Here is a 24,148-nt window from a genome sequence, read left to right on the forward strand (position 1 = left end):
CAGTCGCGAAGCATTTCCACTCGTTTTTTTCGAAATAAGAATTAATTTAAGTACATATTGTATGTATACAAAAGAAGAACTAGAATCTATGGACATACCCCAGCTTGTGGGTATTGCCGACCAGCTTGGCATCAAGGTTTCGCCAGATGACCAGTTGGAATCCGTTGTCTATGCCATACTTGACAAGGCTGCTGAGAACAGCGCAAGTGCCGATGATGCGCCCAAACGCAAACGTACACGTATTGCTAAGAAAGATACAAGCCGAGTTTATACAGTTAACGGTGAGGATGGTGAGAACCTCGACTCTAAGTCGAACCGCACACGTAAGAAAACCGAAACCCCATCGTTATTTGCCGACATGCCTATAGAAGCACCAGCAGAAGAGACATCGGCAACTGTTGCTGTGGCAGAAAAGCCTAAGAAGCGTGGACGTAAAAGCAAGGCAGAGAAAGAAGCAGAAGAGGCTGCTGCCCGAAAGGCTGCAGAAGAAGCTGCAGCTGCTGAGGCTAGCGCTCATGAAGAGATGCAGGCAGCTGCCGAGGATTTCGTTGTGCCCGAGGCTGCTGAGTTTGCCGTTGGTTCAGGTAACGATGACGAAGCCACACCAAATGCTATAGAACAGTTACGTGAGAAAATGGCTGCTAACAAGCTTGTTGCTCCCGCTCCTGAGGAGCCCGAGGAATTCGCAGAAGAGAAGCATGATCCCCTGACTGACGAAGTAGACGAAAATGGTGTGTGGTTAGGTGATCCTGGTGATGGAACCGACTTTATTACAATTGTCGACATTCCCATCGAAGATCAGGCTGCTATCCCTACCCTTGACATCTTCGACCGTCCAATGGCTCCGCAAATCAACGAAGCCCCAGTTGCCAATCGTCCTGCACCCAATCCTCAGCCACGTTTTGACTTTGCTGATCTGATTGATGCTAATGGTGTGCTCGAGATGCTTTCGGATGGATATGGATTCCTGCGTTCGAGCGATTACAACTATCTCTCATCGCCCGATGATGTTTATGTATCGCCGCAGCAGATTAAGAAATATGGTCTGAAGACAGGTGATGTTGTAGATTGCAAGGTACGCCCACCTCACGATGGCGAGAAGTTCTTTGCCCTGACAGATGTGAAGTCTATCAATGGTCGCGACCCTGGTGAGGTGCGTAACCGTGTAGCATTCGAGCATCTTACACCACTCTTCCCAGAAGAGAAGTTCAATCTTTGTGGCGATCGTTCTACCGTCAATCCAAGTGTGCGTATTGTTGACCTCTTCTCGCCAATCGGTAAAGGTCAGCGTGCCTTGATTGTGGCTCAGCCAAAGACAGGTAAGACTGTGTTGATGAAGGATATTGCCAATGCCATTGCTGCCAACCACCCTGAGGCTTATATCATGATGCTGCTTATCGATGAGCGCCCTGAGGAGGTAACAGATATGGCCCGTACTGTTAATGCCGAGGTAATTGCTTCAACATTCGATGAGCCTGCCGATCGTCATGTTAAGATTGCCGGTATCGTCTTGGAGAAGGCAAAGCGTATGGTTGAGTGCGGCCACGATGTAGTTATCTTCCTTGACTCTATCACCCGTCTGGCCCGTGCCTATAATACCGTTGCTCCTACTTCTGGTAAGATTCTTACCGGTGGTGTAGATAGTAATGCCCTACAGAAGCCTAAGCGCTTCTTTGGTGCTGCTCGTAACATCGAGGGTGGTGGTTCGCTTACCATTATCGCCACAGCTCTGGTTGATACCGGTTCTAAGATGGACGAAGTTATCTTCGAGGAGTTCAAGGGTACTGGTAACAGCGAAATCCAGCTTAACCGTTCGCTCTCTAACAAGCGCATCTTCCCAGCTATCGACTTGGTTCTGTCGTCAACTCGCCGCGACGATCTGCTGCTTGACGATACAACACTGAACCGCATGTGGATTATCCGCAAGTTTATTGCTGATATGAACCCAATCGAGGCAATGAGCACTATTCGCGACCGACTTGTTACAACCCGTAGTAACGAGGAGTTCCTAATGTCGATGAACGGATAATGAAGAAAATATTATTTGTATGTCACGGTAACATCTGCCGCAGTCCGATGGCAGAGTTCGTCATGAAATACTTAGTAGAGAAAGAGGGGCTGACCGATCAATTCCTGATCGAGTCAGCCGCTACTTCTACTGAGGAGATTGGTAATCCGGTATATCCACCTGCCCGCCGCAAATTGGCCGAACACGGCATTCGTTGCGATGGACATTCAGCACGCCAAATGACCCGCGCTGATTATAACCGTTTTGATTTGTTGATTGGAATGGACCAATGGAATCTGCGAAACATGGAACGCATCTGCGGAGGAGATCCTGAAGGCAAGATTCATCCGTTACTCGTCAATAAAGACGTAGCCGACCCATGGTACACAGGCGACTTTGAGGCTACTTGGCAAGATGTTCTAAAAGGTTGTAAGACGCTTTTAGACTTATAAACCACATGTTTTAATTATTAATACCATATCCATCACAATGCAAAACAACTTGTTTTGATCAGTAAAACCTATGCATCTTTCATCTAAAACATAAGGTTTTCAACACCAAAACAAGTTGTTTTACTTTATATAGCCATACCTTTTATATTGCAATAGCTATGACTTTCTATTTCAGTTTATCTTTCATCAAATCAAGAGGACTCAATTTCTTCTTTATCATCTCACGAGCCTGTTCTTCATTTAGCGTATATACGTGATTTAATACACCTACCGAAACTAGTTGGAACTCATTGTTGTAGTCTATGAATCCCAAGCTATAGAAACGATGGTCGCGTACTAGGAAACTGGTATTCAGATATTGGTCTACAGCCGTTGTTGCAGCTACCGAAGCAATAGATGCCAACGGCCCGTCTATGTTATTATCGCGTAATTCTGCATTTACAGCACCCGATATCACTGATTTGATGGTGTCGGCATGCTGTTGTCTGTCGGGTGTTGTAGCCATCAGGGCTACAGCAATAACTGCGATAATGCCCAGGAAAATCAAGAATTTCTTCATTGCTTAGTCAAGTTTATATGTTATACGTAATATCTTTGTGGTTTCAGAAGATACCTTAAACCTGTTGTCTGTGCGGCAACCTACAAGCCACACGATAGCCCCAGAGGCATCGGTCAAAGTCAACTGTCGGCGCTTCTGTAAGATGGTGAACTTCCTATCTGTCAGATAATCGCTCACCAGCTTTCGCCCTGTCATACCGAATGGTATAAACCAATCGCCATTCTCTATCGGACGCACAGTAAGCGGAAATTCTACCTTATCCGCATCAACTGTAGCAACACCAGCCGATTTAGAGATGTTTATCTCGTCTGTAATTTCAAACTTATAAGTCGTCGATTCATCGTAGCGATATGTGCCAACTTCTGGAATCTTAATCGATTTCATCGGCTTGCTGATAGGTTCTACAATCAGCTTTTCGCGATCAATCACCAAGGTGTGAGTTGGCGATGTAAACTCCCGGCCAGGTTCGCCGTTTACTGCACCTAGAATTTGTTCTGTCTGTGATGAATTGAATCCTAATGGCATCAGCCACTCATGCAGAAATGCTGAGGGAGATGGCTGTTTGAAAAGATAAGAAATCATCATTTCGCCAGAATCAGCCTTCAAGGCAATCTGTTCTTGCACCATTTCGGCATCGTAAACCTTCTCAGCCTCGCGCAGATAATTGGCGGTTTTATCGATGTTGGCTGTAGCGCCAGGTGCGATTTCTTCGAGAAGAGGTAATACGCGCAGGCGTATCTTATTGCGAAGTACATCGTCTACTAGATTGCTTGAGTCGGTAACATAGGTTTGTCCGATGGAATCTAGATATTCTGTAATCTCTGCCCTACTTAGGCAAAGCAACGGTCGTACTATGATATCGTTCTTCGGACGAATACCGGTCAGCCCATGGATTCCTGCTCCTCGTAGAAGATTCATCAGTAAGGTTTCAACGGCGTCGTCACGATGGTGAGCAATACAGATGCCTTCGGCGCCGATATCCTTACACAACTGCCTGAAATAGCCATAGCGTAAATCGCGTGCAGCCATTTCGATGCTTACTTTATGTAAGTTGGCGTATTCTGTTGTGTCAAAGTGGATTACGTGCAACTTTATAGAGTGCTTCTTGCACAATTCGCGTACAAAATTCTCATCTCTGTCGCTCTCGTTGCCTCGCAACTTAAAGTTACAATGCGCAGCCTCAATCTGGTATCCCAGACCTCGCAGAATCAGCATCAAAGCCACAGAGTCGCCCCCACCGCTTAGTCCCACAAGATAAAGATTGTGGATGTCTAGAAGATGATTCTTCTCGATGAAATGCTGAATTCTGGATAACATGACTATTCTACGAACAGAACAAGTCCCTTCAGGTATTCGCCCTCTGGGTGGTATATGTTAATAGGATGATCGGCGGGCTGATGCAGCTGGTGCAGAATGCGCACCTTGCGTCCGGCTTGAGCAGCTGCAGTAAATACTGCATTACGGAAGTGCTCCTTTGTAACCACCTGCGAACAACTAAACGTAAAGAGTATTCCGCCTGGCTGTATCTTCTGGAACGCCTTGTTATTCAGGCGGGTATATCCTTTCAGTGCATTGTGCAGAGCACCACGATGTTTGGCAAATGCAGGAGGGTCAAGAATGATTAAATCGTAATTGTTGCCAGCCTGCTCCAGATATTTGAATGCATCTTCGCAATAGGCCTCATGGCGTTTATCGCCCTCAAAGTTCAGAGCAACGTTGCGGTTGGTTAGCTCAATGGCTTTAGCGCTGCTGTCTACAGAGTGCACCAGCTTAGCGCCTCCACGCATAGCATAAACCGAGAAGCCGCCGGTATAGCAAAACATGTTCAGCACGCTCTTACCTGCCGAATACTTCTCAAGCAGCGAACGGTTGTCGCGTTGGTCAACAAAGAATCCGGTCTTCTGTCCGCGCAACCAGTCCACATAGAATTTCAAACCATTCTCAAGTGCCACATTATCCTCAGAACCGCCGTAAATAAAGCCGTTCTCCATATCGTCCATAAATGGCAGCGTGGTCTCGCTCTTATAGTAAACATTGTCTATACGATGCCCCATAACCTTTACCAACTGCTCGGCTATCTCCTTACGGCACAAGTGCATGCCTATGCTATGAGCCTGCATAACTGCGGTACGATCGTAAACGTCGATAATCAGTCCTGGCAGGTTGTCGCCCTCGCCATGAACCAGACGATATGTGTTGTTTTGCGGATTGTCTGCAATACCGATGGATTGGCGCACTTGTAATGCCGAAGCCAGGCGCGAAGCCCAGAATTCTGCATCTATAGTTACGTCGCGGAACGAAAGAACTCGCACGGCTATCGAACCTTTCTGGAAATGACCCACAGCGATGAAATCGCCATGATTTGTAAGCACGCGAACCAGATCGCCATCCTTCAAATCTTCGTCGGCCTGCTGAATGGCGCCCGAGAATACCCAAGGATGGAATCGCAATAAACTCTCTTCCTTACCACGTTTAAGATATATTTTCTTCATCTTTCTTATTTGTTACTTCTGGAACTATAACCAGCTCATAGTCATTATGTTCCAACATTCTTTTAAACTCACTATATAATCTTACACAAGCCCATGCGTCGATAGCGGCATAACGCTTTTGCGAATCCTCAAGTACGTCGCGCTCCCAGTTGGTTAGCTGCTCTCGTTTGCTGATGCGCTCACCAAACACATTGGCATATAGTTTCATCAAACTCTGATCCTCTATTCCTATCTTGCGGGCCATATCCTGCAGGTCAACAAATGTGCCCATCTTGAATTCGCCCAGTTCCTGCAGCCCGTGGGCATCGTTGCTCCAAGCCAGTCCTACTTTTGTCACTTTGGTATCTTCAAGCAGGCGCTTCACTGCGGGACACATGCCGATGTAGTTCAAGCGGAACAAGAAACAGCAATCGGCAGCAGATACCTGCAACAGCGAACATTTGTGATGCACACCCTTCTTGAAACTTGGTCGAGTCTCCGTGTCGAAGCCAAGCACAGGTTGTGACAAAAGATAATCAACTGCACGTTCAGCCTCTACAGCCGACAGAACCACAACGATTCTGCCTGGGAAATTAACCCTGGGATAGTTAGCAATTGTCTTCTTATCTACCTTATTTTGTATCAACTTTTTCATTTCTGTGTGCAAAAATATAAAAAAAATCCCGATTTATGATGAAATCTTATTTTTTTCAGCTACTTTTGCACGAAAATATCATAAACTGTATGAAGAAGGTTAAGAAAAAGAGTACAAACAACGACAATAAAGAGCGCTTGAGTTTTATCTTGGGTGCCATACTTTTCGGTATTTCAATTTACTTGTGTTTCGCATTCGTATCGTATTTCTCTACGGGTGCGGCCGACCAAACCCTTATTGAAGAACCTCGTGATGGCGAGGTGCTCAATGAGCATCATGAATTTGCCAATACTTGCGGAAGCTTGGGCGCCTATGCATCATGGTTCTTAATCAAGCGTTGCTTCGGTTTGCCTGCTTTTCTTATTCCGTTACTGCTTTTCGTTGCAGCCATCCATCTCATGAAGGCATATCGTGTAAACCTGCTCAAATGGTGTCTTTCCGTAACTCTGCTCATGATTTGGGCTTCGGTAGCGCTGGCCACATTCCTCCAGCCACTTTTTGTCGACTCAAGCTTCTGTCCTGGAGGCGATCACGGCATGTATATCAGCCATTACATTGGCAATCTGGTTGGTGCGCCTGGTCTTACGGCCATTCTGGCCCTTATAGCCGTAGCGTTTCTCACCTATTTCAGCGCGGCAACCGTCATCTTTATCCGTAAGATGCTTAACCCTACTCTCTATATTAATAAGGTAAAATTCACGGTTGCAAAACCTAGCGACAATACTGACGATATAGAGTCTGAACCCGAAGAGAATCTGGTGTTCGATGATCCTGGTAAATCCGAGGTTATCTTCGACGATAAAGGTGGTGCTGTTGTTATCGACGAGGGTTATCGCGATGAAGACAGCAATATCAAGGAAGGTCCTGTAGTAAAACAGCCCAAGCCTGAAATTACTGATACCAAGAATACCGACGAAATAGGCATGGAGGTCGAAGTGGCCAAAGGCGACACCGAAACAGCCAACGCCAAGACTCTGGTTGAGGATGTCAATAGCATGGAGCCTTACGATCCGAAGCGCGATCTTGAGAACTACCACTACCCCACGCTCGACCTGCTGAAGAAATACGATAACGACGGCAAGCCTTATATCGATATGGCTGAGCAGACTGCCAACAAGAACCGTATTGTTGAGGTGCTGCGGACCTTTGGTGTTGAAATCAGCAGCATCAAGGCCACCGTTGGCCCTACTATCACCCTCTACGAGATTACCCTGGCTCAGGGTGTGCGCATCCAGAAGGTTAAAAACCTTGAGGACGATATCGCCCTCTCGCTGGCAGCTCTCGGCATTCGTATCATTGCTCCTATGCCCGGTAAGGGTACCGTGGGTATCGAGGTGCCAAACGCTAAGCCCTCTACCGTATCGATGGAGTCGATCCTGAACTCTAAGAAGTTCCAGGAGTCAAAGATGGAGCTGCCTTGCGCCATCGGTAAGACGATTACTAACGAGGTGTTTATGTTCGATCTGGCCAAGGCACCTCACCTGCTGGTAGCCGGTGCTACTGGTCAGGGTAAGTCAGTTGGTCTCAACGCTATCATTACCTCTTTATTATATAAGAAGCATCCTGCCGAGCTCAAGATAGTACTTGTTGACCCTAAGAAGGTAGAGTTCAGTTTCTACGAGCCTATTGCCAACCACTTCCTGGCTAAGGTTCCCGATGAAGAGGCCGATCCTATCATCACCGATGTTAGCAAGGTGGTTCGCACGCTTAACTCGCTCTGTAAGGAGATGGACTCCCGTTACGACCTGCTGAAATCAGCCCGCGCGCATAACATCAAGGAATACAACCAGAAGTTCATCGCCCGCCAGCTGAATCCTAACAACGGGCATCGTTTCCTGCCATATATTGTGGTAGTAATCGATGAGTTCGGCGATCTGATTATGACCGCAGGTAAGGAGGTTGAGCTGCCTATCGCTCGTATTGCCCAGCTGGCTCGTGCCGTGGGCATCCACATGATTATCGCTACCCAGCGTCCTACCACCAACATCATCACCGGTACCATCAAGGCCAACTTCCCAAGCCGTATTGCCTTCAAGGTTTCGGCCGGTATCGACTCTAAGACCATTCTCGACCGCACAGGCGCTCAGCAGCTCATCGGCCGAGGCGATATGTTGGCACTTGTTGGCGGTTCTGAGCCCGAGCGTGTTCAATGTGCCTTTGTCGATACGCCCGAGGTTGAGCGCATCAATGAGTATATCAGCGATCAGCAGAGCTATGGCGCTCCATTCGAACTGCCCGAGCCCGATATGCCTGAGGCTGATATGGGCGATGGTGGCGACAAGGATGTGGATATGGCGCACCTCGACCCATTATTCGACGATGCAGCACGACTGATTGTGGTTAACCAGAGTGGCTCTACATCGCTCATTCAGCGTAAGTTTGCCATCGGATACAACCGTGCCGGCCGACTGATGGATCAGCTTGAAAGAGCTGGCGTTGTGGGCGCAGCTATGGGTTCTAAACCCCGTGAGGTGCTCATTCAGGATGAAAACAGTTTAAATAACCTTCTAAATAGTTTAAGATAAAAAGATGAATACAGGAATCATCCGAGTAGCTATAACCGCATTTCTTACTTTCAGCTGCTCATTCGTTTCAGTAAACGCCCAGACAGCCAAAGATGTTCTCGACAAGGCTGCTGCTACTATTACCGCCAAGCAAGGCGTAAAAGCTAACTTCAAGATGACTGCCACAAGCGGCAGCACATCCGGTTCTATCGCCATCAAGGGCAAGAAGTTCTATGCTACCACGCCTCAGGCCACCGTTTGGTTCGACGGCAAGACTCAATGGACTTATATGAAGAACAACGACGAGGTAAACGTAAGCAATCCTACCGAGTCGCAGTTGCAGGCCATCAATCCCTACAACTTCATCAATCTCTATAAGCGCGGCTATGCATACACCATGAACGCCTCGGGCAATAACTACGTGGTTCACCTGACGGCCAACTCGGCAGAACGCAAAATCAAGGAGCTCTTCGTGTCGGTTAATAAAAAGACCTATCAGCCCGTACAGGTAAAAATGCTGCAGGGTAAAAAGTGGACCACCTTCGACATTACGAATATCAAGAAGGAGAGCCTTTCCGACAGTCAGTTCCGTTTTAACTCAAAGGATTTTCCAAAAGCAGAAATCATCGACCTCAGATAAAATATGAACAAATTTCAACTCTATCGTCTTCTTCGTAAGAATACGAACCTTAGCTATAAGCGCAGCCCAGCTTTCGAACAAAACAAATGGGCCAAAGGATTAATGTATTTCGGGGCAGCCATGTTTGCTGTCTATCTTATCATGTATGGATGCATTGCCGGTGCAGCTGCTGAGGGCGCTGCTGGCTTCATGCTTGGAGCCGCTATCATCTATCTGGCCATCGACTATCTGTTGCGATTCATCGTGCAGACCACGCCAGGCATGATGGTTAAGCCTTACATTCTGCAACCCATCTCGCGCTATACCGCCATCGAGTGTTTCCTCATGGGCCAGCACATCAGCGGCTACAACTTCTTATGGCTCTTCATGTTTGTGCCTTATGCCATCATACTTCTCTTTGCTGGCGAGGGCTTCTGGCTGGTATTCTATGAGGTGTTGACAGCCCAGCTGCTCATCATTCTGAACAGTCAGATCTACTTGTTCTTCCGCACACTTATCAATCGTACCGTGTGGTGGTTCATCCCTGCCGTAGCACTCTATGCCCTACCCTTCATACCTTTGGTATTCAAGCCTAAGGCCAGTACTTTCGATAAGGTTTTCAATCTTTATTCCAGCGTAGGCATGTCGTGGTGGTTCCTGCCAGTATTGCTGCTGGTCATTGCTGGCCTGTTCTTTGTCAACCGCCATTTCCAGTTCAAATACGTGTACGAGGAGATATCTAAGAAGGCCGAGCGCCAGCTCAAGCATGTATCTCAGTTTGCCTTCTTCAATCGCTTTGGTCTGGTTGGCGAGTATCTCAAGATTGAACTCAAGTCTAACATCCGCAATAAAACCATGCGCACCCGCTGCATCTCCAGTCTGGTGGCTGTGGTAGTATTCACGCTGTTAGTATCCTATACCAGCATCTACGACAACGAGCTGATGCAGAACTTCTGGTGTATCTATTGCTTTGCCCTTTACGGCATGACGGCCCTTATCAAGATTATGGGTCAGGAGGGCAACTACATCGAGCTGCTGATGATGCACCGTGAGAATCTGATTGCCCTGCTGCAAGCTAAGTTCTGGTTCTATACTTGTGTTCTCATCATTCCGTTTGTTATCATGCTGCCAGCAGTGTTTGCAGGCAAATACACCCTGCTGATGGTCATTGCCTACATGCTGATAACAGCCGGCTTCCTGCATTTCATCATCTTCCAGTTGGCTGTTTACAACAAGCAGACCCTCCCCTTGCAGCTCAAGGTTACTGCTAAGGGCAATTTCGAGAATGGAGCCCAGATAGCCATCGAGATGTTTGCGCTGATTGGTCCTGTTGCCATCACCGGTCTTGGTTATCTGTTAGTAGGCCTCACTTATACCTATATATTTATGTGTGTATTGGGTCTGGCGTTCATTGTAACCAACCACTTGTGGATTCGCAATATTTACAACCGAATGATGAAAAGAAGGTATGAAAACCTCGAAGGATTCATGAATACACGAGATTTTTAGCCTTTTTTGAAAGAAAATCGCGAAAAAGTTTGGTGGAATAAAAAAAAGTTAGTACCTTTGCACCCGCAAATCAGCAAGAGAGTTGATACAAAGCGAAAAATGATGCACCCGTAGCTCAGTTGGTAGAGCACCTGACTCTTAATCAGGGTGTCCAGAGTTCGAGCCTCTGCGGGTGTACTTTAAGAAGGAAAGCGACCTTCTTTTTCATTGAAAAAACGATGCACCCGTAGCTCAGTTGGTAGAGCACCTGACTCTTAATCAGGGTGTCCAGAGTTCGAGCCTCTGCGGGTGTACTAAGAAGAATAAAGCAGTAGACACACAGGTGTTTGCTGCTTTTGTTTTATAATCAGGCGCTTACGCCTGAAACCTATCTAAAATAAGCCAGTTCGTTCATAAAAAAGTTATTGTTGAACCTCACAGTTCAATTGGAACTTTTTTTGTTACCAGCTTTGAAGCGTTGCCGTATACCGCATCAGCAGCGCCTATGCTCTCCAAAGTGTCATGTAACAAGTGGCCCGGCGAATGTGGCGGGGCTTTATGCGCTGCCTCTTTCGGCTATTTTGCTTTTAAGGTGATGAGCCAAGGATTTGGCTTGTCGGTGGAACCGAAAAGGGTGGCTTTGTCACCGATGGCGCTGAAACGGCGCAGCTGCAAGTAGTCAGGATGGCCGTCGGCATCGGTGTCGTTGAAGGTGATAAGCGTGCACCAGCCAAGCTTGAGGTAGCCAGCGTTGGCATAGGTGAACGGAAGTTGTTGGCGCTGTGCGCCTTGAACGCTGTCACCTTGTACGGTGATGCTATCACCAGGAGCGAGAAGGTACATGCCTGAGTCGGACGAGTTGCCTCGTTCTTCGAGGGTGTGATTGTGTCCAAACAGTAGGACAATGTCGTGCTTCTGGGCGGCACGGCTAAGGGTGTTGAACCAGCGTAGCCCACCGGGGTTGTCATTACGAGAAGCGTGAATAGGTACGTGTGACATTACGATGATTGGGTCGTGACCGCTTAGTGTGTCAGCCCATGCCGCGAAGCGAGCAGAGGCCGATTCGGCTGAAATGCAGTAAGGGTCGGCGATGTCGATACCATTGTATGCGCGCAGACCGCCAGATGGTTGCTGTGGCATTGGCATGGTACTATCATTATTAGCAGGTGGTGGATTGTTGCCTGGAATGTTATCACCTTGCTCATCGTAAAGGGCTACTGCAGCTCGTGTCAACGAGTCAGTGGCATAAGCCATTTGAGCGTAGCTGATACCATAGATATAATAGCCATTGCACCGATGGGGACCACTAAAGAAGGCTGAATAGCCATCGGTGCAGTTCCGGTCATGTGAGCCGTAAGTAAAGAATACCTCTGTCTTGTTAGGATCGAGTGATGAGAAAATCTCTGATCGGAGGTCGGCAAGTGTGAAGGCTGGTTGTCCAGTATCTCCTGCATCAGGACCACTGCCTACGTAGTCGCCTCCGAGCAGCACAACACTTGGAGTAACAATACCATTGCGGTTGGCAACCTTTTGATTAGCTATAAATCAATTTCAGTGAAACGATTGAATCGCTTATTGTCGCGCTCAATGATTTCGAAGAACATTCGTTCAGGACGAACCCAGAATTGGTGGTTGCCATAGAGCGCCTGATAAATAACAACACGCTCCTGCGTTTCGCTATCTAGAGCTGTGTGGACGAAGCGGTATTTTCCGCCCTTGAAGTGCTGAAAATAGCGAATTCTGCCTTCTTCTATAGGGTATGTCATCAGGAGCTTCTCAATCATTGGAACATACCAAGTTTTTGTTTCCTGTTCGGTGGGCGTATGGGCACCAGGGAAATGGTATGACTGATTATAATGCTCGAGGAAAAGCGGCTCGAAATGAGCTAATGAGTCTTGTTCACCAAAAATACCCCATATACGATCTTTATAATATGGTGAGCAGCAGTTGAATTGCTGAGCTTCCAGCTCTGCGAATTCCTGAATCAATGCTTCTTCGATGATGAAGTCTTGATTACCATTGGCTCGCGGCGATTTGTATTGATGAGCACCGATACGTGGCTGCAGGAACTCAGTCATTTTGAAATGAGGATTGCCGAGCAATGCAGGAACGCCGATGATTGGTGCAATCATTTGGGCATAAAAGGAGCCGCAGCTGTTGCCGACAAGAATGTCTGGTTGTTCGCTGTCGCATAGACTGCGAATAAAGGCCAGAGCTTCCTTTGGGTGCAGAGGCATGTCTGGAGTAAGAACGACAGCCTTGCCTTCGAAAGCTTCCTTTATTGCCTTAGCGGGCACACATTGACCACTGGCAAAAAAGCCGTGTAAGAATAGTATTTTTTTCAATTCTTCTTTATCCTTATTAATTATTCATATTTTAAAAACGGTGACAAAGGTACAAAAAATATTGGGGAAACCTCACGGCTTGCCCAATATTTCGAGAAAAGTGAGTACGATTTTACTGAAAACGCTTTGGCTTGTGGATGCGGTAAGAAATGGGGAGAGTTTTAGAAAAGATACGAATTAAATGGGAGATTTGTTTGTTGTTATTGAATAAATGTGTATTTTTGCAGGGATTTTAAAAAGATAATGATTATGGCAAACAATAAGCGTTTTATTTGGGAGAAAGTCCAGAACGGCATCATGAAGGATGCAAGTATCCTTATTGATAAAGAGACAGGTGTAAACTATCTATTTGTAGAGCATGGATATGCAGGTGGACTTACCCCTTTGCTCGATAAAGCTGGTAAGCCGGTAATTACTCCACCAAATGAGATCATAGATAAGATGTAATACATAAGGAATCAAATGAGAAAAGCAAGCAGAGATTACCCTGACAGAGCCTCCTACAGGCAAGCGTAAACAGTATGACAAGGAAGGTGAAGAAATGAAACGACAGAACAGCGAGAGCAATGTCAAGTTTACTTAAACATTGCCGAGTCGTGATGGAGTTCGAACAAAGTTCAAATGGCAAAGAATGGAATGAACAGGATTGAGCGCGAGAAACAGACCGTCCAGAGGATGATAGAGCTATATTGCCATCATCATCTGAAGGTGGAAACCATGCCAGAAGAGTATCAACATCTGGCAGAGTTTGCATGTCGCCGTCTCGACCATTGCAAATATGGTGAAAACAAGACTGCATGCAAGAACTGTCCAACGCATTGCTATGCGTCAAAAGAGCGTGAGCAGATTCGTGAAATCATGCGCTGGGCAGGCCCAAGAATGATTCTGTATTCTCCAAAAGATGCCATCGTTCACACATTCTATAACATGAAGCATTGGCTGCAGTCGCTCTCGTTCAGGACGGGAGTCATCGTACTGCTATGCTGCATCCCCTTCTATATATTATCCTTCGCCCAGATGCTATTACCTATCAGCGTTACGGCAAAAGGCATCCTTTGGACGGTGCTCTTCGGACTGGCAAAGACCTGTCAGTATGGAGGTCTAACCATTCTGGGCGTCGAAGGATATAAACGACTCAAGAATAAGTTCAAACGCAATAAACAACAATCATGACAAATAGCTTCATCCGACTTGTCAGACTCTCTGAGGAGCATACCATAGTTTTCAAAGAGGAAATGCAAGAAGCCTTCCAACATGGTTTCGAAGCATATAACAAAGATGCAGCAGAAGAAACAAATCAGTGGCAGGTGCTGCCTGACAAGGACTTCTATCAGTCATAAAAGGCAGAAGGTGCCGAAGCATACGAGGCCGTCAATGAAGATGGCCAGCGTGTAGGCGGTGCCATCAATCGGCGTATTATCTTTCTTCATATATCTTCTATTTGGGGGCAAAGATACATCATTTTATGCTGATGGCCAAAGGATTATTTCTCAAAATCTCAATAATGTGCCAGTTTTATTGCAGAAATAAGAGAAATAGCTTATCTTTGCAGCATGAATCAAAGGGAACGTATAGAAGAGATTGAGAAGCATTTTGAACGTGCTTCCGAAGTGCTGGACAGGCTTTCCTCTTCACTTGAAGAGTTTGCCCAGGTTCAGGAGAGCGTGAAAGCACTCGAGGCGTATTATGGCAGTGAAGAATGGAAGAAGGACTTCCTCGATGATGAGAAAGGATTCTTGCCCCCAGATTTGAAACGCGGTGTATTGTCAGAGGATGGCGTTTGGAATCTTCTTGAAGAGATACGCGCCATCAAAGAAAGAATGCAGGATTTATCAAAATGACTAATACTGAAAAAGGCCTGTCATCGCGACAGGCCTAAATTCGTATATAACTAAACAAATACTTTATATGAACAATTGGCTAAAACTTTGTCGGTGCAAAGGTACGGGGATTTATCCGTATTTGCAATACCTAAAAAGTGGGATTTTCATTCATCGTCTTCATCATCAAAGTCATCATACTCGCCATTTTCGTGGCGCTCCTCTCTTTCGTTCTCTTCATGAGTATCTTCATTGGCTTCCATAGCCAGAAAGTCTATAGATTTTAGGGTGGATGTTCAAAATGGGTAGGAAAATGATTAAAATCAGTGATTTCGCTCATTTTGAACATAATTAAACGATAAGTGAACATCACTATGATTTTTATTTTGTATCTTTGCATCAGATTTTAATGGTTAAGGTTTATGGTTGATTAATTTAGTTTTTTAAGTAATTAAGGAAAAGGTTCGTTGTGAAACGAGCCTTTTTTGATTGCGGGGCTTACGTGCCTTCTTGGGCTTTCTGCAGATATTTCACCTTCGAAGCATCGCGGGGCTTGGCAGCGGGCTGCTCATCGGGATAGCCGATGGCAAGGATGTAGTTCAGCTTATATCCCTCGGGGATGTCAAGACGGTCGAGGAAGAACTTGCATTTCTCGTTTGACAACAGGAAACGTACAGGACCACCCAGGCAACATGTACCGAGGCCGATAGACTGAGCTGCCAGCATCATGTTCTCGCCCAACAGGCCTGCATCCAACTCACCACCACCATTTGCCGGTGTGCAAACACATATCAGGTTAGGCGCATTGCGGAACATATTCTTGAAGTCTTTATCGCGCTTCACCATTTCGGCATTTGCCTCTTTGTAAACCTCGGTTACGTCAGCAATCAGCTTCTGATCCTCAACCACGCGAACTATCCAAGGCTGACGGTTAACGGCACTTGGGGCATTGATGCCTGCACGCACCACAATTTCAAGCTTAGCGTGCTCTACAGGCTTATCAAGATACTTGCGGATGGATCGGCGCGCCATGATATTGCTCAGCACGGGATTCACCTCCATCAGCACATCAGCCTCGATATCGGCCATCTTGTCTGTGGGCTCATAGCGCTTCAGCACGCGTCCGTCAGCCGATACCAGAAACTTGGTGAAATTCCACTTGATATCAGAGTTCTTGTCGTAGTTAGCATCACGCTTGCGCATCATATCGTCGAGCAGTTTGCCCGTCTTGTCGTTGAGGTCGAATCCGCCAAAGCCTTTCTGTGACTTCAGATAGGTGTAAAGCGGATGCTCGTTGGCACCATTCACATCAATCTTGTCGAACTGCGGAAACTTGATATTGAAATTGGCCGAGCAGAACTCGTGAATCTCCTCGATAGTGCCAGGAGCCTGCTGGCCGAACTGGTTACAGGGGAAATCCAGAATCTCCAATCCTTCGCCCTGATATTTCTCGTAGAGTGCTTGTAGCTCGTTGTACTGCGGTGTGAATCCACAGCGGGTTGCGGTATTCACAATCAACAGCACCTTACCTTTATACTTGGCTAGCGACACCTCTTTACCTGTATCATCTTTCACCTTAAAATCATACACACTCTGTGCCGAGAGCGTCAGCACACTTACCAATGCCAATAGGCTTAAAAACGTTCTTTTCATACGAGTCTTTTTAGTTATGTTTAATTTCTGCTGCAAAGATAACAAAATTATCGTGAACAACCTAATTATTAAACGATAATTGTTGATTATATGAAAAAAGAGAATCCCATATCACCCGCATAACTAGGATAGGGAATTAGAGTATTATCGCGGTGAAGGAAACCTCGTACAGATATTATTTTTAGGCACATTTCGAGCCGCTATTCAGGAAATTCCCAGAAGTGTGTTAGACTTATGTCAATTTCTATTAGATTATTTGATTTTTAAGGATAAGAATGCCAATAAACCCATTTTAAATGATTACCTTTGCAGCCAATTCATAAAGACTAAGGTAAAAAGATGGTAGAAGAAATAAATAACGGGTATAAACATATCATACCATTACAGATAAGATTCAATGACGTTGACAAGTTCGGCCACGTCAATAATACTATCTATTTTCAGTTCTATGACACAGCAAAAACAGACTATATTGCTACCGTATGCAAGGATGTGGATTGGGAGCGGCTGGCTATTGTAGTAGTGAAGATTGAGGCTGATTTTATTTCTCAGATTAAAGGCAATAACCATATTGCCGGACGTACCCGCATAACCAAGATAGGAAACAAGAGTTTTCATCTTGAGCAGGACATTATTGATGCTGATACTCAGGAAGTTAAAAGCCACTGCACATCGATCATGGTGCTATACGATTTGGAGCACCAACAAACCATTCCTCTTCCTGACGAGTGGCGCCAGGCTATTAATAATTATGAAGGGCTAAAATGAAAAAGAGAAAAACATGGATCTTGCTGCTTGCTGCCGTCTTTTGCATTAGCGGCGCTTGCATAACTACTTGCTGCTGCAGCAGTAACGATAATCCTGTTGTTGAAATACAACAGCCCACCATACAACGCATTACTGAGCGAGGCAAGTTGTTGGTAGGAACCACAGGCGACTATCGTCCTCTCTCGTACCGCGAGGCCAACGGCAACTATTGGGGCTTCGGTATCGAAATTGCACAGAAGATAGCCAAGCGCATCGGTGTAGGCATTGAATTCGTAAATACTTCATGGCCAACGCTGACAGCTGATGTGCAGGCAGAACCACAGACATTTGATCTCGCCATCGGAGGCATCACCATTACCGACACACGAAAGGAGACGATGCTAATGAGTGACGGATATCTGGCCAATGGCAAGACCATCCTTTGCCGTACCGCCGATGCCGACCGCTACCAGTCGCTGGCAGATTTAGACAAGCCTGATGTGCGCGTGATGGTGAATCCGGGAGGACTTAACGAGAAGTTTGCCAATGCGAACCTTACTCACGCTCAGATTATCGTCTATCAGCAGAACGAGGAAATTCCTAATCAGGTGGCTGAAGGCCATGCCGACGTGATGATTACCGAAATTACCGAGGCTCCGTGGTATGTGCAGAATGACCCACGCCTTGCAGCCCCTCTCCTAAACAAGCCTTTCACTCATGGTGAAATTGGTGTGCTAATGCGCAAGGGACAGGACGATCTCCTCACCCTTGTCAACGCCGTAATCGCCCAGATGAAGTCTGATGGCACCCTCCGTAGCTTGCATGAGAAGTACGGATTAGTTTACGCGTATTAAGATATAAATAGGATTATTGCTGAACTGGGGTTCTTACTCCACCTTCGTCCATGTCATTGTTTGCTGGATGGTGGAGCCGTCGGTGTTCTGGCGCAGGGCGGTCCACTGCATTTGTCCGTCGGCTAGCGAGGCTATTTCCCACCACTCGCGCAGCTCCTCCTCGCTCTGGTTCTTCCAGCGGGTGGCCAGCAGCGTGCCGTCTACGAAGTAGTCCTGGAACTCGCGGGTGCTTACGGCCTGCCACTGCCCGCCTTCTTCCTTGCGATAGTAGCGGTAGGTGCCGTCGGCCATGAACTCCAGCCGTGCGTTCGCGTCGTTGTACGTCTCGATGCCCGTCAGCCCTGTGCACTCCCACAGGCCGAGGATAGGCTCAGTGTAGTCGGCGGTAGTTTTCTCGAATCGAATGACTCCTTCGTTTGAAAGCACCACGGAACCGTCAACCTTCACGGTCAGCTTGTGGTTAGCCGTAAACTCGCTGCCGCTGATGGCAGTGAAGCAGAACTCCTCTACCATTGTGGTATGCTCGTCGGATTGGTTGGTGAGGATCATCGTGTTTCCGCTGATGGCGACGTCAAGTTCTTTCTGGTCGTTCCACACAGTTTCTTCGCCTTGCTGCGGGTTGGTAGATACGCTCATATAGGCCTTGGTGGCCGAGACGAAGGTGTAAACAGCCTTCTTGTCGGTTAGCACGGGTTTCCCATCGAGCCCCGCAGGCATCCACTTCCCGATAATCATCTCGCTGAGATTGAAGTCGGGTGTCGTCGGGTTGTCATCGTTGCTCGAACATGCCGTGAACACACTTGCGCCGCAAATCAGGATGGCGGCCATCATCCATTTCATCATTTTGTTCATACTTATATAGGTGTTTTAGGTTTCTGTTGCAAAGATACATATTATTCTGTAATATTTGCAATTTCTTCTATTTTTTTTTGATACCGGTATCAAAATAGTAGGTTATAATATACACCCAGCAGCATCACTTATATCTGCGACTTTGGCTACCTGTATAATCAAGGTACGGCAGTTGACTGGCTGACACTTCACTATATTTGGAAAGGCAACGCAGAGGCTGTTTATAGGGAGAGTTGCCCGAAATTGTTGGAAATGGGCCTGATAGCAGAAGATGCTTATTTCGGCTATGTCCTTTCTACCCGTTATCTGCTTTATAAGCCACATGTAAAATCAGTCGCTGGGCAATATGACATCAATCGAATGTCATTATGAGGTATGATGATACTATAATCAAATTTTATAATTTTCCAGTACGTCTAAAGGTTCCCATCCGAGTTCCATCCGAGCCTTTTTATTACTGAAAGTGAGACTATTCGTCATTCTTTCCAACTTATAGCTGTTAATCGGGAACCAGTTGCCGACGAGGTCACCAAGTTTTGCCAGACACCAGGCAGTCCAATATGGCAGACTTATAGGCTTGCGCCTTCCCATCTGTTGAGCCACAGAAGCAGACAACTCCCCCAAAGTGGGCTGATAAGTGTCACAGACATTATATACGCCCCCCTTCTCTTCCACCAAAGGCAGAAGTCGCGCTATATCTACAGCCATCAGCACACTCTTCCGCACCTTACCGCTTGCAATGTTCATATATAGTCCTTTCCGGATGCCCTCCACCATGGCTCCAAGATTACCTGGTGCCTTGTGGCCTGCGATCAACGAAGGTCGCAGAATCCCAAGCACGACATCATTCTCAGCACACCACTCCGTCAGGTACCTCTCTGCCATGATCTTACTTTTCGCATAAGATGAAGTTCCTCTTAGCGGACACTCCTCAGTAATAAGTTCGCCTGACTCACAACCATATACAGCCACAGTACTGACAAATACTATTGCCCTTGGAACACCTGCATTCTCCATCGCCTTACAAAGGTTCACCGTCCCCTGATAGTTTATATCGTAGAAAGCCTGTCGCTCCACCTCGGTCTTAGGCACCGTGTGAGCCTTACCTGCCGCATGAAGGACCAGATCGTAGCGGGTGTTGAGAAGAGGCACCTCCTCAGCGAGATTACACTTGAAGTCATTTTCGTCAGTCAAGCCAATGGTATATACATCGTAAGTATCTTTTAGAATTGAACGAATATTATACCCTAAGAAACCTGATGCTCCAGTAAATAGTAATTTCTCCATTGCCACAACTTTAAATCAAGCTTTAATTAACCGGGATAACAAGCAGGAATATCTTGATTTCTTTAACCAGATAAAGAACAAAGATGCCGTAACGTAATAAAGACTCTCAACCGCAGACAGTCCAACCTCACGACGCATAATATGCCAGCGCCATCTCATGGCTTTCATCTTATCAGAAGACGTAGACTGGCTGGTTACCCTGTAATATGCCTCTATCGTATTGGAACTCTTGGCGATTCCCCCATCCTTCAGCACCTCCATCCACATCATATAGTCTTCATGCCCACAAGCCCTCTGATAAACCTTACCTCTTTTCCCAGCGTCATACATCCCCGTCAGATTGCCTATAAAGTTATCATAAAAAAGATGATGGTAGGAAAGAGTCGCAGGAGTTCTTACCAATCCATCCACATGCCCATTTCCATCTATTATGCTATACCACGAAAAAGCAACAACCACACCACTGTCGCCTTCAAATACTTTAAGAAGATTTTCAAGATGCGACTCCTTCCACAGGTCATCGCTGTCCAGGAATGCGATATAGTCCCCTTGCGCACGAGCTATACCAAAGTTCCTTGGGGCATAAGGAAGCCCCAGGGGGTTATCGTTAATCAGCAACTTGACACGGGCGTCCTCCTGACAGATTGCCTGAACGATATCAACAGAAGCGTCAGTTGAGGCATCGTCAATCACTAATAGTTCCCAGTTCTGATAGGTTTGTGCTAAAACAGACCTGACAGATAGCTCTATATAGCGCTCTCCATTATGACATGGCATAATGACGGATACAAGATGATGCTTCATACGACAAAGGGTTGAATAGACTTGAGTCTGTCAAACAATAATTGCGGGTTATCAATACAGTCATCCTTGCTAATGGCCTTGATGGCTGCTACTTTTTCGTCAAAATCGGCTTGATTGATAGAAGTAATGAAATCATTAAGAGAAGCGGCATCTCCCCTCTCTATCGTATAGCCGACATGGAGCTGTCTCACCCTTCCGCCCACGAAAGTATCATCTGCGACAATGATGGGGCAATCAAAATAGATAGCCTCATAAAGTTTATTAGGCTCTAAGTACAGGTCATTTTCCGATGACTTGTAATAACATAACACAATGTCTATCTGACTATAGATTTTCGGGAGATCATCAGGATTCCTGAAAGGACCGTGGTAGATCACATTCTTATACTGACCTACCAGACTCCTGATTGAATATCTGCCATTATTCTCATCAGTAAAGATACCATATAGATGAACCTCATGTTTTCCGCACTCACCAATAGCTTTTATGAGGTTATATGTGGTCTCTGTCCTAATGGCGCCAACGAAGCCGAAACGAATGTGATTCATATCCGCAGGGCTTTCCTTTGCCAACAGTTTATTCCTGCAACTGGCATTCAGTTTATTGGGAAGCACCACTGACTTTTTGGGATCTGCCCCTTTGGGGTTTAGGAACTGAACGAAACCTTCAGATGTATAAACTGATAATATGGCGTGCTTAACTGTTTCTCGGTTCATCCGGGCCAAAAGACGTGACAGAAACTTATTATTAATCGTCAGTTCCATCAAATCGGATATCTCATATATGTATTTAATATTCCGGCATGCCAACCTTGCCACAATGGCATTATCCAAACTAAACAAATAATATAAGCAACCCTTCCCCTCTTTTCTGATTACCTTTGAAATGCCACCCCAGATTATGAACAAGCGTTTCAGATAAGAAGTCTCACTCGACACCACCCCGATACATTCATGCGCGAAAGGAGGAAGAGCCCTACTGTCTCCGCCTCTGTCAAATCCATAGACTTTCACCCCGTAACCTCTGTTAATGAAGTCTTGAATCCTTCTGATGCACCGAGGTTGCCTAAGTATGTTAGTTATAAATACCACCTTTGTTTTCATGCAGATGATAAAACTTCTTCATAAATAAGATATACATCACCGTCAGGGCTCCGAATATAGCAAAGAATGCGGGGTAGCCTGGCCACATAATATAAACAACACAGCAGACTGACTGTAAAGCCATATAGATGCCGGAAACCACCAGATGCGGAATCTCCAGTTCATTTGCCATAATCTGATAGGCATGCTTCTTATGAGGTTTCATCAGATTCTCCCGTAACAGTATGCGATGCAGAATAGTCAGGCCTCCATCCACCAAATAGACCGACAGCATCGCTATCCAACTCATAGACTCCCCTCGCAGGCACAATCTCAGTACGAGATACACGAAAATAAACCCTATTGCAAGCGATCCGACATCCCCGGCAAAACATATTGTACGCAGCCTAAAATTGAAAAGATTAAAGACTATCAGCGACAGGATCATCATAACGATAAGATCTGAGGAAGCAAAATGCACAACATTGGTATTAACATAAAGCAGCGCCAGTGCAACAACAAGAGAATAGCCACCTGTCATCCCGTTTATGCCGTCCATAAAATTAAATATGTTCAATGTGCCAACACAAAAGAAAGATAGTAATAATATGACATGCGGTGAGTTCCTGACAAGACCTGAGTGATAAAGCATCAGTATGATAGCAACAAACTGACACGCCAATCTAATCTTTGGATTAACATCACGAATATCATCGATAAAACTTACTCCTGCCAAAATAGTTAGCCCTATCATGCCACCCAGCCATTGGAAATCATGAGAAAATGACCAAAGCAGGTATGCAACAAAGAAAATAATACCTCCCCCTCTCACCACGTCCCCGGTATGAGAACTCTGGCGATGCGGACTGTCCACTATTCCCATTCTCTTAGCAAATAGAATGTATGCGCATTCTAATCCTAACAGAAAGATGAATATCATCAAATAATAACCTGCCATCTGCATTCTGATTCAAAAGCGATTTATATTTGGGATAAAGCTACGATTCAAACTTACACAATTCTTAACCATACTAAAATGGTATATATATAGTATAAAATTGTAAACTTTAAAGATGTATTTTTACTTACATCCCGCAATGCCGAAAATTTGGAGGGATACATCTCATCCCATTTTTCAAAGAAATATTTAAATAAAGCCCTGTCTTTACGAAGCATTATAAGCAGATATACAGGCATTTCCATTTTCTTACACGCATGATGCTGAATCAAAAAAACATCCGATCGAAAAGCCACTTCCGCTCTTTTTTTTAACTCATCTGGTTTAGAACAAAAATCTGCAGCTAATGAATTGGAACGGAAAGTACAGACATAGAGGACTCTATCAACTGCCCTGATATTTTCAGCATAATAGCCAATAAGCAAAGAAAAATACATATCATTCGAATACACTACTTCGTCAAAACGGATGTTGTGTTTAACAATCAAACTCCTTTTTATTATCTTGCCCCATGGTACATACATTTTTGTCCTAATAGGCCATTCGACACCATCAGACAGATATTGGTCAATATTTTTATTTACATAAGAACTCCTGTTTGATTTTATGCTTATATCGTCAGAAAGAACTGCTTTGTTCTTGAAGTATATCACATCTGCTTCCGAATCAGCGTATGAGCAGATGATATCATACATATCCTCGACAAAAAAGTCATCGGCATCGGCAAACAATATCCATTTGCCTTGGGCATACTCTAATCCCACATTCCTGGCATAGCCTGCACCTCCGCCTTTCGTCGTTCTGATGAACCCCAGATAGGGGCGCGACAGCTCTGGATACTTATCCAAATAAGAATCTGCATCTGCACTGTTGTCGTCTACTACTATCACCTGAATGTCCTCAGACACAGGAATTGACCTCAAGCACCGCATTAGCAGATCCGGTATCTCTTTATGGGGTATGATGATACTGAACGTAGGAATCATAATC

24 protein-coding genes and 2 tRNA genes are annotated in these 24,148 nt (G+C 45.7%); 13 read left to right on the forward strand and 13 right to left on the reverse strand.

Annotated features, from left to right (window positions below; all coding sequences use genetic code 11):
- Positions 1–61: 61 nt before the first annotated feature.
- A complete protein-coding gene (gene rho / locus BUB86_RS08260) occupies positions 62–2,029 on the forward strand; it encodes a transcription termination factor Rho (RefSeq protein WP_073208229.1) in 1,968 nt (655 codons plus the stop codon).
- Positions 2,029–2,460: a low molecular weight protein-tyrosine-phosphatase gene (locus BUB86_RS08265; protein ID WP_073208232.1), complete on the forward strand. Its 432-nt coding sequence runs from the start codon at positions 2,029–2,031 to the stop codon at positions 2,458–2,460. Before rho ends, BUB86_RS08265 begins: the two co-directional genes overlap by 1 nt.
- A gap of 166 nt (positions 2,461–2,626) precedes the next feature.
- Here the strand turns inward: BUB86_RS08265 and BUB86_RS08270 are convergent, their stop codons facing one another.
- Genes BUB86_RS08270 through BUB86_RS08285 form a run of 4 tightly spaced genes read right to left on the reverse strand, consistent with a single transcriptional unit; the run spans position 2,627 to position 6,145 of the window.
- Positions 2,627–3,019, reverse strand: coding sequence for a hypothetical protein (locus BUB86_RS08270; protein WP_073208235.1), 393 nt, complete (start codon positions 3,017–3,019; stop codon positions 2,627–2,629).
- A 3-nt stretch (positions 3,020–3,022) separates the two neighbouring features.
- Entirely contained in the window at positions 3,023–4,336 is a 1,314-nt protein-coding gene (gene tilS / locus BUB86_RS08275) for a tRNA lysidine(34) synthetase TilS (protein ID WP_073208238.1), read from the reverse strand.
- A gap of 2 nt (positions 4,337–4,338) precedes the next feature.
- Positions 4,339–5,511 carry a class I SAM-dependent rRNA methyltransferase gene (locus tag BUB86_RS08280; RefSeq protein WP_073208241.1) on the reverse strand — a complete coding sequence of 391 codons (1,173 nt, stop codon included), beginning with the start codon at positions 5,509–5,511 and terminating at the stop codon, positions 4,339–4,341.
- The gene (locus tag BUB86_RS08285) at positions 5,492–6,145 is read right to left on the reverse strand and encodes a 3'-5' exonuclease (RefSeq protein ID WP_073208244.1); all 654 of its coding nucleotides are present in this window, start codon (positions 6,143–6,145) and stop codon (positions 5,492–5,494) included. Before BUB86_RS08285 ends, BUB86_RS08280 begins: the two co-directional genes overlap by 20 nt.
- Before the next feature lie 89 nt (positions 6,146–6,234).
- Between BUB86_RS08285 and BUB86_RS08290 the strand changes: the two genes are divergently transcribed.
- From BUB86_RS08290 to BUB86_RS08310, 5 genes are all read left to right on the forward strand, one after another.
- Positions 6,235–8,670 (forward strand): FtsK/SpoIIIE family DNA translocase, encoded by a 2,436-nt coding sequence (locus tag BUB86_RS08290; RefSeq protein WP_073208247.1) that lies wholly within the window; start codon positions 6,235–6,237, stop codon positions 8,668–8,670.
- Between the two features lie 4 nt (positions 8,671–8,674).
- Positions 8,675–9,289 carry a LolA-like putative outer membrane lipoprotein chaperone gene (locus BUB86_RS08295; RefSeq protein WP_073208250.1) on the forward strand — a complete coding sequence of 205 codons (615 nt, stop codon included), beginning with the start codon at positions 8,675–8,677 and terminating at the stop codon, positions 9,287–9,289.
- Between the two features lie 3 nt (positions 9,290–9,292).
- Positions 9,293–10,777, forward strand: coding sequence for a DUF5687 family protein (locus BUB86_RS08300; protein ID WP_073208252.1), 1,485 nt, complete (start codon positions 9,293–9,295; stop codon positions 10,775–10,777).
- A 104-nt stretch (positions 10,778–10,881) separates the two neighbouring features.
- Positions 10,882–10,954, forward strand: a tRNA-Lys gene (locus BUB86_RS08305).
- 43 nt (positions 10,955–10,997) lie between these two features.
- Positions 10,998–11,070: transfer RNA gene (locus BUB86_RS08310), tRNA-Lys, on the forward strand.
- A gap of 262 nt (positions 11,071–11,332) precedes the next feature.
- Here BUB86_RS08310 and BUB86_RS08315 read toward each other — a convergent pair.
- On the reverse strand, positions 11,333–12,247 hold the full coding sequence (locus tag BUB86_RS08315) for a metallophosphoesterase (protein ID WP_073208255.1): 915 nt from the start codon (positions 12,245–12,247) through the stop codon (positions 11,333–11,335).
- Positions 12,248–12,294: 47 nt separating this feature from the next.
- Positions 12,295–13,101 (reverse strand): YqiA/YcfP family alpha/beta fold hydrolase, encoded by an 807-nt coding sequence (locus BUB86_RS08320; protein ID WP_073208259.1) that lies wholly within the window; start codon positions 13,099–13,101, stop codon positions 12,295–12,297.
- 249 nt (positions 13,102–13,350) lie between these two features.
- Here BUB86_RS08320 and BUB86_RS08325 point away from each other — a divergent pair, with 249 nt between their 5' ends.
- From BUB86_RS08325 to BUB86_RS08335, 4 genes are all read left to right on the forward strand, one after another.
- The gene (locus BUB86_RS08325) at positions 13,351–13,548 is read left to right on the forward strand and encodes a DUF6440 family protein (protein ID WP_073208467.1); all 198 of its coding nucleotides are present in this window, start codon (positions 13,351–13,353) and stop codon (positions 13,546–13,548) included.
- Between the two features lie 189 nt (positions 13,549–13,737).
- Positions 13,738–14,274: a nitrous oxide-stimulated promoter family protein gene (locus BUB86_RS18130; RefSeq protein WP_073208469.1), complete on the forward strand. Its 537-nt coding sequence runs from the start codon at positions 13,738–13,740 to the stop codon at positions 14,272–14,274.
- A complete protein-coding gene (locus tag BUB86_RS17620) occupies positions 14,271–14,441 on the forward strand; it encodes a hypothetical protein (protein ID WP_175549448.1) in 171 nt (56 codons plus the stop codon). The genes BUB86_RS18130 and BUB86_RS17620 overlap by 4 nt, the downstream gene beginning before the upstream one ends.
- A 213-nt stretch (positions 14,442–14,654) precedes the next feature.
- A complete protein-coding gene (locus BUB86_RS08335) occupies positions 14,655–14,942 on the forward strand; it encodes a DUF4298 domain-containing protein (RefSeq protein ID WP_073208263.1) in 288 nt (95 codons plus the stop codon).
- Positions 14,943–15,419: 477 nt separating this feature from the next.
- On the opposite strand, the gene BUB86_RS18290 is transcribed toward BUB86_RS08335, so the two are convergent.
- Positions 15,420–16,574, reverse strand: a complete 1,155-nt coding sequence (locus tag BUB86_RS18290; protein ID WP_073208266.1) for a nitroreductase family protein — start codon at positions 16,572–16,574, stop codon at positions 15,420–15,422.
- 339 nt (positions 16,575–16,913) lie between these two features.
- Here BUB86_RS18290 and BUB86_RS08345 point away from each other — a divergent pair, with 339 nt between their 5' ends.
- Entirely contained in the window at positions 16,914–17,342 is a 429-nt protein-coding gene (locus BUB86_RS08345) for an acyl-CoA thioesterase (protein WP_073208269.1), read from the forward strand.
- Positions 17,339–18,175 carry a transporter substrate-binding domain-containing protein gene (locus tag BUB86_RS08350; RefSeq protein ID WP_073208272.1) on the forward strand — a complete coding sequence of 279 codons (837 nt, stop codon included), beginning with the start codon at positions 17,339–17,341 and terminating at the stop codon, positions 18,173–18,175. The genes BUB86_RS08345 and BUB86_RS08350 overlap by 4 nt, the downstream gene beginning before the upstream one ends.
- A 33-nt stretch (positions 18,176–18,208) precedes the next feature.
- Here the strand turns inward: BUB86_RS08350 and BUB86_RS08355 are convergent, their stop codons facing one another.
- The 6 genes from BUB86_RS08355 to BUB86_RS08385 all read right to left on the reverse strand — a co-directional run bounded on the left by BUB86_RS08355 (position 18,209) and on the right by BUB86_RS08385 (position 24,144).
- Positions 18,209–18,973, reverse strand: coding sequence for a hypothetical protein (locus BUB86_RS08355; RefSeq protein WP_139261524.1), 765 nt, complete (start codon positions 18,971–18,973; stop codon positions 18,209–18,211).
- Positions 18,974–19,417: 444 nt separating this feature from the next.
- Entirely contained in the window at positions 19,418–20,314 is an 897-nt protein-coding gene (locus BUB86_RS08365) for an NAD-dependent epimerase/dehydratase family protein (protein WP_073208278.1), read from the reverse strand.
- A gap of 15 nt (positions 20,315–20,329) precedes the next feature.
- Positions 20,330–21,118: a glycosyltransferase family 2 protein gene (locus tag BUB86_RS08370; RefSeq protein ID WP_073208281.1), complete on the reverse strand. Its 789-nt coding sequence runs from the start codon at positions 21,116–21,118 to the stop codon at positions 20,330–20,332.
- Positions 21,115–21,834, reverse strand: coding sequence for a hypothetical protein (locus BUB86_RS17205; RefSeq protein ID WP_217653236.1), 720 nt, complete (start codon positions 21,832–21,834; stop codon positions 21,115–21,117). Before BUB86_RS17205 ends, BUB86_RS08370 begins: the two co-directional genes overlap by 4 nt.
- A gap of 358 nt (positions 21,835–22,192) precedes the next feature.
- Positions 22,193–23,083 (reverse strand): MraY family glycosyltransferase, encoded by an 891-nt coding sequence (locus BUB86_RS08380; protein ID WP_175549449.1) that lies wholly within the window; start codon positions 23,081–23,083, stop codon positions 22,193–22,195.
- A gap of 128 nt (positions 23,084–23,211) precedes the next feature.
- Positions 23,212–24,144 carry a glycosyltransferase family 2 protein gene (locus tag BUB86_RS08385; protein WP_175549450.1) on the reverse strand — a complete coding sequence of 311 codons (933 nt, stop codon included), beginning with the start codon at positions 24,142–24,144 and terminating at the stop codon, positions 23,212–23,214.
- Between the last annotated feature and the right edge of the window lie 4 nt (positions 24,145–24,148).

It is taken from the genome of Xylanibacter ruminicola (genome assembly GCF_900142525.1).
In the GTDB taxonomy this organism is placed as follows: Bacteria; Bacteroidota; Bacteroidia; order Bacteroidales; family Bacteroidaceae; genus Prevotella; species Prevotella ruminicola_A.